The sequence below is a fragment of the Phytobacter massiliensis JC163 genome, from assembly GCF_000321045.1.
GTDB classification, from domain to species: Bacteria; Pseudomonadota; Gammaproteobacteria; order Enterobacterales; family Enterobacteriaceae; genus Phytobacter_A; species Phytobacter_A massiliensis.
Window position 1 is genome coordinate 138,988 of record NZ_HE578947.1, and the last position, 14,905, is coordinate 153,892.

Sequence of the window (14,905 nt, forward strand, 5' to 3'; positions counted from 1 at the left end):
CGGCACAGTCAGAACTCCATAACAAAAGGAGTTCACCTGTGACCATCATGCCCTTCTTATTGTTCGCCTTTGTCGCCTCGATTACGCCAGGGCCAACCAACATTCTCGTCCTTACTAATAGCCAGCATTATGGCGTCAGGGCCACGCTGCCCGCGCTAATCAGCGGCTGCATGGCCGCGAGTATGATTGTGCTGGTCTCGGGAGCGGGAGCTGGTGAACTGCTGCGTCAGTATCCGCTGGTGCGCCAACTGATGAGCTGGGCGGGCGTGCTGTGGCTAAGCTGGATGAGCTGGCAGCTGTTTACCGCTCCGGCGGCTAATCTGTCCGGAAAATCGCATCGCCGCTTTACCGCGCGGGCGGCGGCGCTGCTGCAAGTTATCAACCCTAAAACATGGATGATGGCGCTGGCGGTGGTCAGCCTGTTTGCCCCCACGGGGGCGCATGTGCTCAAAGATGTGGCGCTGATGGCGCTGTGGTTTTTGCTGATTTCAGTGGCGTGTCTGTTCTGCTGGGCTGTGCTGGGAAGGGCGGTAAACCAGCTGTTCCGCACCACCGTGGCGATGGTGCGTTTTCAGCGGCTGATGGCGCTCTGCCTGCTGGTTTCGGCGTGGGCGGGTATGCTGGCTTAGGTCAGCGCGCCGCCCTGACGGCAGCAGGCGAAACGCAGAATGTCGGCGGCAAGACGCTGGGCGGTGTCGACGTCCGCCTGGCTGCGGTTGACCATCATGCGGCTCAGGCAGCCTTCCAGCACCAGTTCCATTTGCCGGGCGACCATTGTCGGGTCATCCACTTCAAGCTGGGTCAGCAGCTCATGGGTAAATTCAAACGCCGCCTGTTTTTGCTGATCCGCCAGCTGGTGCACCGGATGATCCGGGTCCGGGTAGAAGGTGCAGGCGGCTATAAACAGACAGCCCGGATAGCGATTATTGCTGACGCACTCGCTCAGCGCGCCGTACCGCGCCAGCAGTTTCTGCTCTTTTGTCAGCTCATCATTAAGCAATAGCTGCCTGCGCCAGATGTCTACCTGCTGGCTGAGATAGCGCAGGGCGTCATACAGCAGCGCTTCTTTATCAGGCCAGAAACGCAGAAACTCCGTCAGCGGATAATCAAGACGCTCGGCGACCATCTCCGGGGTTGTCTCCGCAATCCCTCTCAATTCAAACAGTTGAAGTGTCTGACTTAAAACATCTTCGCGTTGCACGGTGGACTCCTCCGTTATCATAGGCCTGCTTCCCCATCCAAGTGTTGTTTACGGCGCGCGATTGCGCAAATGCGCGGCGAAAGCGGGCGCATCCATAAAGCCGGTAACGCGCTGCGCGGGCAGTTCATGCCCTTGTGCGTCGAAAAAGAGAATGGTGGGCAAGCCAAGAACCTGTAAGTGGCGCAGCAGGGCCTTATCCTGCGCGTCGTTGGCGGTGACGTCCGCCTGTAATAAGACGCTATTTTGCAGCGCCGCCTGTACCTGTTTGTCGCTAAAGGTGTACTTCTCAAACTCTTTGCAGGCGACGCACCAGTCGGCATAGAGATCCAGCATCACCGGGCGGCCCTTCGCCTGCGCCAGCGCCTGGTTAAGATCTTCTACCGTCTTAACGCTTGTGAAGGAGAGATGCGCCTGGCTTTGCGCCGCGGGCTGGCCAAACGCCCAGTCCTGCAACGGGCGGGCGCAGACCAGCGCCGCGCCCAGCAAGACGATTTGCGCTATCCGCATAACGGGGCGTTTCGCTGCCAGGCTCTCAATAAAGGCCCAGCTGAAAAAGGCGACGCCGAGCAGCGACCACAGGCGCAGCCCCCAGCTTTCGCCCAGCACGCGCTCCAGCAGGAACACCGGCAGCGCCAGGATAACAAAGCCGAAGGCCGTTTTAACCTGCGCCATCCACGGCCCGCTTTTCGGCAGCAGCCGGTTACCGAATACCGTCACCAGCATCAACGGTAGCCCCATGCCCAGCGCATACAGGTAGAGCGTACCGCCGCCCAGCCACAGGTTACCGCTCTGGGCGATATAGAGCAGAATGGCGCTGAGCGGGGCGGTGGTGCAGGGGGAGCAGATAAGCCCGGCAATCGCCCCCATCGCAAAGACGCCGCCCGCCGAGCCGCCCTGCTGGCGGTTACTCAGCAGTGTCAGGCGGGTTTGCAGGGAAGAGGGCAGCTGCAGCGTGAAGAGGCCGAACATCGACAGCGCGAGCAGGATAAAGACCACCGATAAACCGATCAGCACATACGGGTGCTGGAGCGCGGCCTGGAACTGCAGCCCGGCGGCGGCCACCACCAGGCCGAGCGCGGTGTAGGTCAGCGCCATGCCTTGTACATAGAGGAATGCCAGCAGCAGCGTGCGGCCCGTGGAGAGCCGCTGTTTGCCGCCCAGCACGATGCCGGAGATCAGCGGGTACATGGGCAATACGCAGGGGGTAAAGGCGACGCCGATGCCAATAAGCAGCGCCCAAAGGGCGGAGAAGGGCAGATCTGGGGCGCTGTCGCCCCTCACCCCGGCCCTCTCCCCGGAGGGGAGAGGGGGAACAGACTGGGCAGATGTATCAGGTGTGGTGTCGCCCCTCTCCCCGGCGGGAACAGGCTGGGCAAGCGGGCGCACCTCGCTAAGCGGAATGACCTTCGTCTCCGGGGGATAACAAAAACCCGCGTCCGCGCAGCCCTGGTACGTGACCGTCAGCGTCGCCCCTTTGGCCGCTTGCTCAATATTCACCGGCAGGTTTAACCGCTGCCGGTAAATCTCGCTTTTACCGTAAAATTCATCTTCATGTTCTGTCCCGGCGGGCAGCTGCGGAGGCGAGAACGTAGCCTGCTGCGCAGAGAGCTTTACCTGCTGGCGGTAGAGGTAGTAGCCCTCTTTCACCTGCCAGCTGAGGGTAAGGTCGTGCTGATTTTGTTGAAAATCGAACATAAACGCCCGGTCCGCCGGAACAAAGTCTGAGCGGCCAGGAGCGTCAAATAAACCAGCGAAAGCGGGCGCACTGCACAGCAGCAGTATCAGCGTAAAGATGCGTTGAGCCATGAGAGGTAATCAAAATCTCCGTGTGTAACCGGCAAAGCGAGCAGTTCTGGGGTCTGGTAAGGGTGATGCGATTTAATGCAGGCGAAGAGATCTTCCAGGTGCGCGACATCGCTTTTCAGCAGCAGCTGTACTTCATACTCCTGCTCCAGCTTGCCTTCCCAGTAATACATCGAGGTTGCGCCGGGAAGGAGGGTGACGCAGGCGGCGAGCCTGTCGGAAAGCACTTTGGCCGCCAGCTCCTGGGCGGTGGCTTCATCCGGGGCGGTGCAGAGTACAACAACAGCATCGGGCGTGTTCATCGTTTACCTCTTCGTCGCGAAAAAAGCGACTATACCACGCGCGATCCTATCGGGCCGCAGCGCGGCCCATTTTTAAGCACTTTTACATCAGTAAGCCGCCGAACACAAAGCCCAGCAGCACGCACAGTGAAATGGCAATCACACCAGGTATAAGAAACGCATGGTTAAAAACATATTTACCAATGCGCGTCGAGCCGGTGTCGTCCATCTCTACCGCCGCCAGCAGCGTCGGGTAGGTAGGCAGAACAAACAGCGCCGAAACCGCAGCAAAAGAGGCGACGGCGGTCAGCGGGCTGACTCCCAGCATCAGCGCGGCGGGCATCAGCGCTTTGGTGGTGGCCGCCTGAGAATAGAGCAGGGTAGAGGCAAAAAAGAGCACCACCGCCAGCAGCCACGGGTAGCTTTGCAGCAGGTTACCGGCCACGGTCTCGATGTCTTTGATATGGTTTTTGACAAAGGTATCCCCCAGCCAGGCGACGCCGAGCACGCAGATACAGGCGCTCATCCCCGATTTAAACGTGCTGGCGTTGAGGATTTCGCCAGTATCGATTTTACAGCTCAGGCAGATGAGCGTGGCGACAGTCAGCATAAAGACCACGATCGCTTCGTTACGCGGCAAAACCGGGTCAGCGACAAGCCCCACGTTCGGGCTGATGGCGGTGGCGTAGAGCATGACGGCGATAATGCCGATGAGAAACAGCAGCACGGAGCGTTTAGCGTGAGGTTTGAGGGTAAATACTTGATTTCCCCGCAGCTTCACCTCCCCCTTCGCCAGCCGCTCCTGATAAACAGGATCGTCTTTTAACTCCGCGCCCAGGAAGTTACAAACAATGGCGGTGAGCATGACGGCAATCAGCGTCACCGGAATGCAGATGGCCAGCAGCGTCAGGTAACTCACCCCCAGCGGCTCCAGGATGCCGGCAAAGAAGACCACGGCGGCGGAGATGGGCGAGGCGGTGATGGCGATTTGCGAGGCCACCACGGCAATAGAGAGCGGTCGTGAAGGGCGAATACCCTGTTCCTTCGCCACTTCGGTAATCACCGGCAGCGTGGAAAAGGCCGTATGCCCGGTGCCCGCAAGCACCGTCATAAACCAGGTCACCAGCGGCGCAAGGAAGGTAATGTATTTCGGGTGGCGGCGTAGCAGACGCTCCGCCAGGCTCACCAGATAATCCATCCCGCCCGCCACCTGCATGGCGGCGATGGCCGCAATGACCGCCATGATAATTTCGATAACGTCGAATGGGATCGCGCCGGGTTTAATCTGGAAAAAGAGGGTAAGCGCCAGTACCCCAAGGCCACCGGCAAAACCAATACCGATGCCCCCGAGCCTTGCGCCGAGATAGATAGCCAGCAAGACAAGAACAAGTTCTGCAGCAAACATAATTGCCTTCCTTTGGGTCGTGAGAGTGAATTTCCGCGCGAAGGCCAAAAAAAAGGCACGTCGGTTGACGCGCCTTTCTGCTCTCAGCCGCCAGCGCTATTGTTCGCTTTCATCGGTATAACGTTTTGCCTTGTAGGCCGGGTGCATCAGGTTCTGCGCGGAGAAAATGTCATCCAGCTCCGCTTCTGTGAGCAGGCCGCGCTCAAGCACCACTTCCCGTACGCTTTTACCCGTTTCGGCGCAGATTTTGCCGACGATGTCGCCGTTATGGTGGCCGATAAAGGGGTTAAGGTAGGTGACGATACCAATAGAATTATAGACATAGCCCTCGCAAACGGCTTTGTTCGCGGTAATGCCGTTCACGCATTTTTCCAGCAGGTTGTAGCAGGCGTTGGTCAGGATATGGATAGACTCAAACATCGCCTGGCCGATGACCGGCTCCATCACGTTAAGCTGCAGCTGACCCGCTTCGGAGGCCATGGTCACCGTGGTGTCATTGCCAATAACCTTGAAGCAGACCTGGTTTACCACCTCCGGCACCACCGGGTTGACCTTTGCGGGCATGATGGAGGAGCCTGCCTGCAGTTCCGGCAGGTTAATTTCATTCAGGCCGGCGCGCGGGCCAGATGAGAGCAGGCGCAGGTCGTTACAGATTTTAGAGAGCTTGACGGCCAGTCGCTTAAGGGCGCTGTGTACCATCACGTAGGCGCCGCAGTCCGAGGTCGCCTCGATCAAATCTTCCGCCGGCACCACCGGCAGGTTGCTTACCTCCGCCAGCTTTTGCACCGCCAGCTGCTGGTAGCCGTCCGGCGTGTTCAGACGCGTGCCGATCGCCGTCGCGCCGAGGTTCACTTCCAGCAGCAGCTCGGAAGTGCGCAGCAGGTTTTTGGTCTCTTCATTGAGCAGCACGTTGAAAGCGTGGAACTCCTGGCCGAGGGTCATCGGCACCGCATCCTGTAGCTGGGTGCGGCCCATCTTCAGCACGTCGCGGAACTCGCCGGCTTTGCGCTCAAAGCCGTCGCCCAGCTGGCTGATGGCGTCGTTAAGCTTGAGAATAGAGGTGTAAACCGCGATGCGAAAACCGGTAGGGTAGGCATCGTTAGTGGACTGGCATTTGTTCACATGATCGTTGGGGTTAAGGTACTGATATTCCCCTTTCTGGTGGCCCATCAGCTCCAGACCAATGTTGGCCAGCACTTCGTTGGTATTCATATTGACCGACGTGCCCGCGCCGCCCTGATAGACGTCGACCGGGAACTGATCCATGCATTTGCCGTTATTCAGGACTTCGTCACATGCCGCAACGATAGCGTTAGCAATACTCTTCGGAATGGTGTGCAGCTCTTTGTTCGCCAGCGCCGCCGCTTTCTTCACCATCACCATGCCGCGGACAAATTCCGGGATATCGCTGATTTTGCTGTTACTGATGTAAAAGTTTTCAATCGCTCTCAGAGTATGCACGCCGTAGTAGGCATCAGCCGGAACTTCCCTGGTGCCCAACAAATCTTCTTCGATACGAATGTTGTTTAACATGTGAACCTTCTCTTTCAAGCTACCAATGAATGCACCAAACACACAGTATATATGTGGATATGTGTGATTTCTGACCGACGATTATCCCCTGATTCCGCTGGATGGACGCGATCATATTCTGATAATAGCGAAATGCCGTAATCTGGATCACTTATTATTGTCGCGGCAGCAGCAGAATCATCAATCTGTGAAATGAATCACCGCTTAACATGCATCAGAAAAATAATTATCAGAAAATTTGAATTTTCCGGCCGCCGCCACCATCTCATTAGCTATGCGAATCGCAAAAATTCATCGACGGGTGCCGGGCGCGTCCGTTCAGACAAGGAGATACCAGTGCGCTGGATACCGCTAATTGCAGTTTTTTTATATGTTTACATTGAGATTTCGATTTTCATCCAGGTGGCGCATGTCTTTGGCGTGCTGCTGACGCTGATTCTGGTGATTTTCACGTCCGTTATTGGCATGTCGCTGGTACGCAACCAGGGTTTTAAAAACCTGATAATGATGCAGCAGAAAATGGCCGCGGGTGAGAGCCCGGCGGCGGAGATGATCAAAAGCGTATCGCTGATTATTTCCGGCCTGCTGCTGCTCTTGCCGGGTTTCTTTACCGATTTCCTCGGCCTGCTGCTGCTCTTGCCGCCGGTGCAAAAACATCTGACCTTAAAGCTGATGCCGCACCTGCGTTTTTCCCGTATGCCGGGAGGTGGATTCAGCGCGGGGCCAGGCGCGGGCAACACCTTCGAGGGTGAGTACCAGCGCAAAGAAGATGGCCGTGACCGGCTCGATCACAAAGACGATCTGTAATCACCAGGGCAGCGGCCTTTACGCCACTGCCCGCCGCTGCGGCAGCAGCAGCCACAGCCCCGCCAGCATCACAATCGCGTACAGGCTTTTCCAGCCGGGGATCGCCAGCAGCAGCAGGCACAGCACGCTGCCGATCCACGCCAGCGCTTTGTAACGCCCTTTCAGCAAACGGCATCCTGCCAGCATGCACAGCAGATAAATCAGAATAAAAATCCCGTTGGCGTAAATGATGAGCGTATCAAGATTTATCGAGAATGCGTAAATACCCAGCGTACAGATAACGCAGCAGGCCAGCACGGCATTGAGGGCATTGAGAGGGATACGCTTCGCGGAGAGACGCGCCAGCGGGCTTTGCGGCCTGTACTGCGCCTGCGACCAGACCAGCCGGGCGAAGCTCTGAATATAGATATTCAGGCTGGCGAAGCAGGCCAGGTAGCCGATGATGCAGGCTATCCACTGCGCCTGTTTGCCAAACAACGCCACGACAATAAGCGGCAGCGAGGCGGCCGCGCCGTCGTCATGCCAGAGGGGGAAGTGGAGTACCACCACCGTACAGGCCCAGTAGACGGAGCCGGCCAGCAGCAGGCCAATCATCAGCGCCCGCGGAAAATCGCGCTCCGGTTGCTTAAATTCAGAGGCCAGATGGGCGAAGGCCTCAAGGCCGACAAAGCACCAGAACATGACCGCCAGCGAGGCGCTCATCGCCGAAAGCGAAACATCGGCGGGCGCAGGGAAGGGGATAGTCGTCAGCGTTAATCCGCCGCGCCACCAGATGGCGACGATCAGCGCGACAATCAGCCCGGCAATGATGCTCTGCAAATTGGCGCTTGAACCCGCGCCGCGCGTACCCACCAGCCAGATTAGCGCCAGCGTCGCCAGCTCCGCTAAAAGCAGCTGCGCGCCCTGCCAGCCAAACATGCCCTGCCAGAACCCGGCGGCGATATGCAGCGCGGCGGGCAGCCCCACGGGAATCACCGAAAGAAACAGCCAGCCGGTGACCCGCTCCAGGCGAGGGCCAAAGGCCATGCCGACAAAGTAGGCGACGCCCCCCGCGCTGGGAAACTGTCGGCCAAGCACCGCAAAGACGATGGCTATCGGAAAGACCAGCACAATCAGCAGCGGCCACGCCCACAGGCTGTCGTCACCCGCCGCCAGCGCCGCCAGCGCCGGGACGGCAAACACGCCAGTGCCCAGTAACGATGTCGCCAGCAGGCCAATTCCCTGTGCCAGCCCCAGCTCCTGCTTTAATCCACTCATGCCCGCTTTCTCGCTTGTCATTCACGCTTAATGAGACGTCATGCTACCACAATCGTTTTTGCTTATGGCTCTTGACCTGGCGCTGCGTTTTCCAGGGGGATTTTTCTTTTTGCGCCTTTGGTGCGATTTTTTTTGATTTCCCCCTTGAAGGGGGAAATTGCCATCCCCATCTCTCTGGTCACCAGCCGGAGAACCTTTACGGACCGGCGTAACCCATAACTGATAAAGACTTTCTCAAAGGAGAGCTATCAATGAGTATTCGTCCGCTACATGATCGTGTGATCGTCAAACGTAAAGAAGTTGAATCTAAATCTGCTGGTGGCATCGTTCTGACCGGTTCTGCGGCAGGTAAGTCAACACGTGGCGAAATCATCGCAGTCGGTAAAGGCCGCATCCTGGAAAATGGGACCGTGCAGCCGCTGGACGTTAAAGTTGGCGACATCGTTATTTTCAACGATGGCTACGGCGTGAAGTCCGAAAAAATCGACAACGAAGAAGTGCTGATCATGTCCGAAAGCGACATTCTGGCAATTGTTGAAGCGTAATCCGCGAACGACACTGAAACATACGAATTTAAGGGAAAGATTAAAATGGCAGCTAAAGACGTAAAATTCGGTAACGACGCTCGTGTGAAAATGCTGCGCGGCGTAAACGTACTGGCAGACGCAGTTAAAGTGACCCTGGGCCCGAAAGGCCGCAACGTAGTGCTGGACAAATCCTTCGGCGCGCCGAACATCACCAAAGACGGCGTTTCCGTAGCGCGTGAAATCGAGCTGGAAGACAAGTTCGAAAACATGGGCGCGCAGATGGTGAAAGAAGTGGCCTCTAAAGCGAACGACGCAGCGGGCGACGGCACCACCACCGCGACCGTACTGGCGCAGGCTATCATCACCGAAGGTCTGAAAGCCGTTGCTGCGGGCATGAACCCGATGGACCTCAAGCGCGGCATCGACAAAGCCGTGCTGGCCGCTGTTGAAGAGCTGAAAGCGCTGTCCGTACCGTGCTCTGACTCCAAAGCTATCGCGCAGGTAGGTACTATCTCCGCTAACTCCGACGAAACCGTAGGTAAACTGATCGCTGAAGCGATGGACAAAGTCGGTAAAGAAGGCGTGATCACCGTTGAAGACGGTACCGGTCTGCAGGACGAACTGGACGTGGTTGAAGGTATGCAGTTCGACCGCGGTTACCTGTCCCCTTACTTCATTAACAAGCCGGAAACTGGCGCAGTAGAACTGGAAAGCCCGTTCATCCTGCTGGCTGATAAGAAAATCTCCAACATCCGCGAAATGCTGCCGGTTCTGGAAGCTGTTGCTAAAGCTGGCAAACCGCTGGTTATCATTGCCGAAGACGTTGAAGGCGAAGCGCTGGCGACCCTGGTGGTTAACACCATGCGCGGTATCGTGAAAGTGGCTGCGGTGAAAGCGCCGGGCTTTGGCGACCGTCGTAAAGCGATGCTGCAGGATATCGCAATCCTGACCGGCGGTACCGTTATCTCCGAAGAGATCGGTATGGAGCTGGAAAAAGCCACCCTGGAAGACCTGGGCCAGGCAAAACGCGTTGTGATCAACAAAGACACCACCACCATCATCGATGGCGTGGGCGACGAAGCGGCAATTCAGGGCCGTGTTGGTCAGATTCGTCAGCAGATCGAAGAAGCCACTTCCGATTACGACCGTGAAAAACTGCAGGAGCGCGTAGCGAAACTGGCAGGCGGCGTTGCGGTTATCAAAGTGGGTGCTGCGACCGAAGTTGAAATGAAAGAGAAAAAAGCACGCGTTGAAGACGCCCTGCACGCGACCCGTGCTGCGGTGGAAGAAGGCGTGGTTGCCGGTGGCGGCGTGGCGCTGATTCGCGTTGCGAGCAAAATCGCTGAGCTGAAAGGCCAGAACGAAGACCAGAACGTGGGTATCAAAGTTGCGCTGCGCGCAATGGAAGCTCCGCTGCGTCAGATCGTGCTGAACTGCGGTGAAGAGCCGTCTGTTGTGGCGAACACCGTTAAAGCGGGCGACGGTAACTACGGTTACAACGCGGCGACCGAAGAGTACGGCAACATGATCGACATGGGTATCCTGGATCCGACCAAGGTAACCCGTTCCGCGCTGCAGTACGCGGCATCTGTTGCTGGCCTGATGATCACCACCGAATGCATGGTGACCGACCTGCCGAAAAGCGACGCGCCTGACTTAGGTGCTGCTGGTGGTATGGGTGGCATGGGTGGTATGGGCGGCATGATGTAATTTGACGCAAGTCGAATTACTCTGCGAAGCTGAATGAAAGTGATTTTTCATTTAAATTCAGCTAACGTCTGTATTAAGAGCGGGGCTAGTCCCCGCTCTTGTATGCTACTTAATCACGCTCGTATTGCTTCTCTACCTACTACCGTTCATTTGAAATAAATACCGAGACGCTCTCCTGGCGGAAAAAGCTTGCTGACGTCATTTCGCTACTCAAATAATTCGTATTCGATTATATATTCCGCAATGCAGAATGAATTTCTCAGTGCAATACCATGCAATAAATAATACCTGCTGATGATTAGTACAGGTTTTATGTAATAACGTTGCTTAAATTCCCCATCCAGTAGATTAGAACTATGAGCGTTCCGTGTTCTGCCTTAGCGGAAAAAGTCGTGTATTGATAATTGCAATATTTACTTCGCAGGGCGTCCCGTCATCGAGGTAGACCGTTTCGTTTATCTCCATCACAGCATCATTTTCTTTTAAGTTCAGAAGGTTAGCGATGTACGGATCTGACAGGTTTATCGACGCAAGATTTTGATCCCTACGCTGTACTTTTTTCCCGGTTAATGTCTCTATATACGTATATTTAGACGTTTCAAGTTGGCTGAATTCCATGCTAGTAAACATGCTGACAGGTAAGTGAATATGTTCAAGTGCTACCGGAATATCATCAAAACACATGAGACGAAGTATTTTATAGACTTGATCGCTATTCTTAATACGTAGTGCTTGCGCCATTTCAGCAGAAGGCACTTTCATAATGCTTACATTAATGACTTTCCTGATGCCTTTATGACCATTTTTTTGCGCTTGAAAATCAAATGGTGAAAGAGCATGAAAACGACCTGAATGATTGCTTTTACCGATTGAGCCTACAAAAAGACCTGACCCTTTAACGCGATAAATTCTCTGCTGTTCAATCAATATCCTTGTAGCTTCCCGCACCGTCGCGCGCGTAATACCGATATTTTTAGCGATAGCAATCTCTGTATCCAGTTTGTCGCCGGGAAGAAGCCCATCATTCTTTATTTTTTGGAGGATGTAATCGACAACCTCTTTTTGTTTCTCTGTAATGCTATCGACCATCAACGTAATTTCCTGATAAATGCAAAGTTTGGCACACAACGCGCTTTGGTGGGACATGTATGCCTGACTTTGATTTCTTCCTACCAGACTGTTTACTCCGGATTGTGATCAAGTTAACAAATTTGAATTCACGAGCCCGTTATCTCACCAAAATCCATTTTTGCATATTGTATCTGTACACGTCTATGTGCATCATCAAGATGACTAGACAAATTGAACATGTCTATACTTCTTTTGAGAGAAGCGCGAATGTTAGATAAATCAGGATATTTTTTTAACTTACTGTTTTATAAAGAAATGTCGTCAAGAGTCTGTTCATGGGAATGAACGTTTGACGCTTTGCCACCCAGCCTGGTACAAAGGAGTAAAGCAAAAGTTACTTTTTACACAGTGATATGTCTGTACATATTTATCTGCGCTATAACGGTATCTTTTTCTTATGCCAACTTTATGAACAGGAAAAAAAGAGAACGCTGAGCATGGAAAACAGAGAGTTAGCTAACGCCATCAGATTTCTAAGTATTGATGCGATTCAAAAAGCGAATTCAGGTCATCCCGGGGCCCCGATGGGTATGGCAGATATTGCAGAAGTCGTGTGGCGTCGCCATATGCGGCATAACCCGAAAAACCCTCAATGGGCTAATCGTGATCGCTATGTGCAATCTAATGGGCATGGCTCAATGCTGTTATATTCGCTCCTGCATCTTACTGGTTACGATATCACCATCGATGATATCCAGGCATTTCGTCAGCTTCATTCGCGTACGCCTGGTCACCCTGAATACGGATATACCCCTGGTGTAGAAACGACAACAGGTCCGCTTGGGCAGGGCGTTGCTAATGCCGTGGGTATGGCTATTGCGGAAAAAGCATTAGCGGCCCAGTTCAATAAACCCGGTTTTGAAATCGTTGATCACTACACCTGGTTGTTCATGGGCGATGGTTGTTTAATGGAAGGTATTTCCCACGAAGCATGCGGTTTAGCTGGGACATTACAGTTAGGAAAGCTCATTGCCGTTTGGGATGACAATGGTATCTCCATTGATGGGCATGTCGATGGGTGGTTCGCAGAAAACACAGCGGAACGTTTCCGGGCTTATGGCTGGCATGTTATTGAGAATGTGGATGGCCACGATCCCAGCGCGGTGGATGCTGCTGTTCTGCAAGCTAAATCAGTGACCGATAAGCCAAGTTTGTTATGCTGCAAAACTATTATTGGCTTTGGCTCACCTAATAAAGCAAATAGTCATGACTGTCATGGCTCAGCTTTGGGGACTGCCGAGGTCGCGTTAGTACGTGAAAATCTTGGCTGGCCTTATGCGCCTTTTGAAATCCCTGAGCATATTTATAAAGCCTGGGATGCAACTGAAAATGGGCGGAAAATTGAGCACGAGTGGAATGTATTATTTTCCGCTTATGAACAAGAATGGCCGCAGCTGGCGCGCGAATTTCTTCGTCGCATGAGCGGAGAATTGCCGAAGCAATGGTCAGAAGAGATTAATGCTTACATTCAAAAATTGCAGGCTAATCCGGCAAACCTTGCCACACGACAAGTGAGTCAAAATTGGCTCAATTGTTATGGCGATATGTTACCGGAATTGATGGGCGGGTCGGCAGATTTATCACCGTCAAATCTGACGCGGCATAACGGTTCTGTCGATTTTAGCGATTCACATCCAGAAGGTAATTATATCTCTTATGGCGTGCGCGAATTCGGCATGTCCGCCATTATGAATGGTCTGGCGTTACATGGAGGATTCATTCCATATGGCGGCACATTCCTGATGTTTATGGAATATGCGTGTAACGCAGTTCGAATGGCCGCGTTGATGAAAATTCGCTCCATTTTCGTTTATACCCATGACACTATTGGACTGGGTGAAGATGGACCTACACATCAGCCCGTTGAACAGTTAGCCTCGCTGCGACTCACGCCAAATATGGAAACCTGGCGCGGTTGCGATCAGGTTGAAGTTGCCGTTGCCTGGCAGCAGGCTATTGAGCGTAAGGATGGACCCGCAGCCCTTATCCTTACCAGACAGCCTCTAAAGCAGCAGCCTCGCAACACAACGCAGTTAGCGAATATTTCTCGTGGCGGCTATGTTCTGGTCGACTGCGACAGCCAACCCGATTTAATACTTATTTCTGCTGGCTCTGAAATTGAACTTGTCGTTTCAGCAGCAACCACTCTGACTCAGGAGGGGTATCAAATCCGTGTCGTTTCCATTCCTTGTACGGAGCGCTTTGACAAACAGGATGATTTATATAAAGAGTCAGTGCTTCCTAAGAATGTACGCGCTCGTCTTGCTGTTGAAGCCAGTATTGAAGGGTTCTGGGAGCGCTATGTTGGCCTTGATGGCAAAGTAATAGGAATGAAATCCTTTGGTGAATCAGCGCCCGCAAATGTCCTGTTCCAACATTTTGGTTTTACTGAAGAGAATGTCACCAGTGTTGCTCGCATGTTGGTTCAGCAAACACCGTTACATTAATATTTATGTGTTTTTAAGGGATATACATGGCCGTTTTATCACGCTGGCTTAATAGTCACAAAGTACAATACGTTGAATCAGTATCTGACTGGAAAGAGGCCATTTGCTTCGCGGCACGCCCTCTTTTAGCTGAAGGTGCTATTTCACATAATTATGTTGAAGCAATTATCAAACAAAAAGAAGAAGTAGGTCCCTATTTTGTGATTGCGCCTCGGATCGCGATGCCCCATGCCCGGCCAGAACAAGGCGCTCTCTCTTTGGGGTTGTCCGTATTAAAAATCGGTGAGGCGGTAACATTTGGTTCAGAAGAAAATGATCCAGTGGACATAATTTTTATGTTCTCTGCTCCCGATAGTAATAGCCATATAGAGATGATTTCGCAGTTAGCAGAAGTCCTTTCTGAAGATGAAGAGATGGCTAAAATTTATAAAGCGGCTAGTGCTCAAGAAATGCAAGATATTCTAATTGGCACTAGTGCGGTTGCTCAGTAAGTTAACAAACTTTAATCAGAATAGTATGAGGTAAAATATGAAAATCATGGCGGTGTGCGGTGCAGGGCTTGGTAGCAGTTTCATGATGGAAATGAATATCAAAAAAGTCCTCAAAAAATTAAACATTACGGCAGAAGTTGAACATTCTGATTTGGGATCGGTAACTCCCGATCTTGCAGATGTTTTTGTAATGGGGAAAGATATTGCATATAGCGCGAATCTTCCAGAGTCAAAAGTAATTGTTATAAACAATCTTATTGACCTCAATGAAGTTGAAGAAAAAATAAAAGAATTTTTTAATCAGCAATAGTT

14 protein-coding genes are annotated in these 14,905 nt (G+C 53.2%); 7 read left to right on the top strand and 7 right to left on the bottom strand.

The genetic code is table 11. From position 1 onward, the window contains the following. The first annotated feature begins 38 nt into the window (after positions 1 to 38). Positions 39 to 629, top strand: a complete 591-nt coding sequence (locus ENTHG_RS14760) for a LysE family translocator (protein WP_044181157.1) — start codon at positions 39 to 41, stop codon at positions 627 to 629. Here the strand turns inward: ENTHG_RS14760 and ENTHG_RS14765 are convergent. From ENTHG_RS14765 to aspA, 5 genes are all read right to left on the bottom strand, one after another. Then, entirely contained in the window at positions 626 to 1,201 is a 576-nt protein-coding gene (locus ENTHG_RS14765) for a transcriptional regulator (RefSeq protein ID WP_044182485.1), read from the bottom strand. The genes ENTHG_RS14760 and ENTHG_RS14765 overlap by 4 nt on opposite strands. A 48-nt stretch (positions 1,202 to 1,249) precedes the next feature. Next, positions 1,250 to 3,007, bottom strand: a complete 1,758-nt coding sequence (locus tag ENTHG_RS14770) for a protein-disulfide reductase DsbD (RefSeq protein ID WP_044181160.1) — start codon at positions 3,005 to 3,007, stop codon at positions 1,250 to 1,252. Further along, positions 2,983 to 3,306, bottom strand: coding sequence for a divalent cation tolerance protein CutA (gene cutA / locus ENTHG_RS14775; protein WP_044181163.1), 324 nt, complete (start codon positions 3,304 to 3,306; stop codon positions 2,983 to 2,985). Before cutA ends, ENTHG_RS14770 begins: the two co-directional genes overlap by 25 nt. 82 nt (positions 3,307 to 3,388) lie before the next feature. After that, positions 3,389 to 4,690 (bottom strand): anaerobic C4-dicarboxylate transporter, encoded by a 1,302-nt coding sequence (locus ENTHG_RS14780; RefSeq protein ID WP_044181166.1) that lies wholly within the window; start codon positions 4,688 to 4,690, stop codon positions 3,389 to 3,391. 96 nt (positions 4,691 to 4,786) lie between these two features. Continuing rightward, on the bottom strand, positions 4,787 to 6,223 hold the full coding sequence (gene aspA, locus ENTHG_RS14785; RefSeq protein WP_044181169.1) for an aspartate ammonia-lyase: 1,437 nt from the start codon (positions 6,221 to 6,223) through the stop codon (positions 4,787 to 4,789). 336 nt (positions 6,224 to 6,559) lie between these two features. Here aspA and ENTHG_RS14790 point away from each other — a divergent pair, with 336 nt between their 5' ends. Next, positions 6,560 to 7,030 carry an FxsA family protein gene (locus ENTHG_RS14790; protein ID WP_044181172.1) on the top strand — a complete coding sequence of 157 codons (471 nt, stop codon included), beginning with the start codon at positions 6,560 to 6,562 and terminating at the stop codon, positions 7,028 to 7,030. An 18-nt stretch (positions 7,031 to 7,048) separates the two neighbouring features. Here the strand turns inward: ENTHG_RS14790 and yjeH are convergent, their stop codons facing one another. Beyond that, positions 7,049 to 8,287 carry an L-methionine/branched-chain amino acid transporter gene (yjeH, locus tag ENTHG_RS14795; RefSeq protein WP_044181175.1) on the bottom strand — a complete coding sequence of 413 codons (1,239 nt, stop codon included), beginning with the start codon at positions 8,285 to 8,287 and terminating at the stop codon, positions 7,049 to 7,051. A gap of 251 nt (positions 8,288 to 8,538) precedes the next feature. Here yjeH and ENTHG_RS14800 point away from each other — a divergent pair, with 251 nt between their 5' ends. After that, positions 8,539 to 8,832, top strand: coding sequence for a co-chaperone GroES (locus ENTHG_RS14800; RefSeq protein ID WP_013367964.1), 294 nt, complete (start codon positions 8,539 to 8,541; stop codon positions 8,830 to 8,832). 45 nt (positions 8,833 to 8,877) lie between these two features. Continuing rightward, positions 8,878 to 10,524, top strand: a complete 1,647-nt coding sequence (groL, locus tag ENTHG_RS14805; protein ID WP_044181180.1) for a chaperonin GroEL — start codon at positions 8,878 to 8,880, stop codon at positions 10,522 to 10,524. A 354-nt stretch (positions 10,525 to 10,878) separates the two neighbouring features. On the opposite strand, the gene ENTHG_RS14810 is transcribed toward groL, so the two are convergent. Continuing rightward, positions 10,879 to 11,613 (bottom strand): GntR family transcriptional regulator, encoded by a 735-nt coding sequence (locus tag ENTHG_RS14810; protein ID WP_044181183.1) that lies wholly within the window; start codon positions 11,611 to 11,613, stop codon positions 10,879 to 10,881. Positions 11,614 to 12,092: 479 nt separating this feature from the next. Between ENTHG_RS14810 and tkt the strand changes: the two genes are divergently transcribed. Genes tkt through ENTHG_RS14825 form a run of 3 tightly spaced genes read left to right on the top strand, consistent with a single transcriptional unit; the run spans position 12,093 to position 14,903 of the window. After that, positions 12,093 to 14,102: a transketolase gene (tkt, locus tag ENTHG_RS14815; protein ID WP_044182488.1), complete on the top strand. Its 2,010-nt coding sequence runs from the start codon at positions 12,093 to 12,095 to the stop codon at positions 14,100 to 14,102. A 26-nt stretch (positions 14,103 to 14,128) separates the two neighbouring features. Continuing rightward, a complete protein-coding gene (locus tag ENTHG_RS14820) occupies positions 14,129 to 14,593 on the top strand; it encodes a PTS sugar transporter subunit IIA (protein ID WP_044181186.1) in 465 nt (154 codons plus the stop codon). A gap of 37 nt (positions 14,594 to 14,630) precedes the next feature. Then, on the top strand, positions 14,631 to 14,903 hold the full coding sequence (locus ENTHG_RS14825; RefSeq protein WP_044181189.1) for a PTS sugar transporter subunit IIB: 273 nt from the start codon (positions 14,631 to 14,633) through the stop codon (positions 14,901 to 14,903). The last annotated feature ends 2 nt before the right edge of the window (positions 14,904 to 14,905 follow it).

Coding starts and splice junctions, on each gene's coding strand:
- ENTHG_RS14780 (WP_044181166.1), bottom strand. CDS start 4,690: ATGTTTGCTGCAGAACTTGTTCTTGTCTTGCTGGCTATCTATCTCGGC.
- ENTHG_RS14825 (WP_044181189.1), top strand. CDS start 14,631: ATGAAAATCATGGCGGTGTGCGGTGCAGGGCTTGGTAGCAGTTTCATG.
- yjeH (WP_044181175.1), bottom strand. CDS start 8,287: ATGAGTGGATTAAAGCAGGAGCTGGGGCTGGCACAGGGAATTGGCCTG.
- tkt (WP_044182488.1), top strand. CDS start 12,093: ATGGAAAACAGAGAGTTAGCTAACGCCATCAGATTTCTAAGTATTGAT.
- ENTHG_RS14800 (WP_013367964.1), top strand. CDS start 8,539: ATGAGTATTCGTCCGCTACATGATCGTGTGATCGTCAAACGTAAAGAA.
- ENTHG_RS14820 (WP_044181186.1), top strand. CDS start 14,129: ATGGCCGTTTTATCACGCTGGCTTAATAGTCACAAAGTACAATACGTT.
- cutA (WP_044181163.1), bottom strand. CDS start 3,306: ATGAACACGCCCGATGCTGTTGTTGTACTCTGCACCGCCCCGGATGAA.
- aspA (WP_044181169.1), bottom strand. CDS start 6,223: ATGTTAAACAACATTCGTATCGAAGAAGATTTGTTGGGCACCAGGGAA.
- ENTHG_RS14770 (WP_044181160.1), bottom strand. CDS start 3,007: ATGGCTCAACGCATCTTTACGCTGATACTGCTGCTGTGCAGTGCGCCC.
- groL (WP_044181180.1), top strand. CDS start 8,878: ATGGCAGCTAAAGACGTAAAATTCGGTAACGACGCTCGTGTGAAAATG.
- ENTHG_RS14810 (WP_044181183.1), bottom strand. CDS start 11,613: ATGGTCGATAGCATTACAGAGAAACAAAAAGAGGTTGTCGATTACATC.